This is a genomic window from Psychrobacter sp. 1Y4, assembly GCF_051847555.1.
This window is the reverse complement of sequence record NZ_JBPYDE010000340.1, coordinates 1-840: the sequence shown is the minus strand read 5'-3', so window position 1 is coordinate 840 and position 840 is coordinate 1. Positions and strand designations below refer to the sequence as shown.

General features: G+C 45.0%; 1 pseudogene. It reads right to left on the bottom strand.

The window, feature by feature from the left end:
* Positions 1–840, bottom strand: a pseudogene (locus tag ACS8FC_RS16195) (hypothetical protein); the annotation flags it as partial.

The following is an 840-nucleotide window of genomic DNA, read 5'->3' as shown; positions in this document are numbered from 1 at the left end:
CTGCTTAGTCTGACGGTTCTACCCATGCCATTATCAACAAAGGTAAAACCTGTGCTATTCATGATGCTATTGCCTATTTGCATACGACCTTCGTCGCCCAAATCTAACTGATTGTTGAGCTTAACTTGGACACCCGTTGCAGAAGCTGTGGTAGTCAGATTATTATCACCAGTAATATTGATCGTATCGCCTAGCGCAAACTGCTGGTCGTTGTCGCTATTGCCATCACCAATTTTGATACCTTTGGCAATTTCGTTATTGGTCGTTGTGAGCTGTGCAAAGTTGACAGCATCAGTTGGCGCAATACCTTCACCAACCTTGATAATTCTGTTGTTACCATTATCAAGACCTTCGTTGCTTAAGGTAATGGTCTGATTAGGACCATCAGTGATGGTGACACCTGCATTGTTAAGCACCGTGCTTTCCATTCTCACGCTACCATTTTTACCAAGTATTACATCTTCAGCCAATTTAACGTTTAGACTGCCTTCTTCATCAGCGACCACTCCGATGTTATTCTCAGTCAGCTCTGTCGCGCCTCCTTGGATCGTTAAGGTTTGACCTAACTTACGATTGACGACAACTGCGGTATCGTCTCCGGTAAAGTCCAATCCCAAGTCGACTGTACTGTTGGTTGCATTCAATTGTCTGACATTAACGGCATCTGTATCGTCTTCACCATCAGCAACCTCAGTGATTCTGTTGCCGCCATTATCAAGACCCATGCTGCTCAGTCTAACCGTGCTACCGCCAAGGAAGCTGACACCACCTGTGTTCAACAAGGTATCCCCTGCGGTGACACTAGTAAAGGTGACATTTTCTGCCGTCGAAACTTTAATA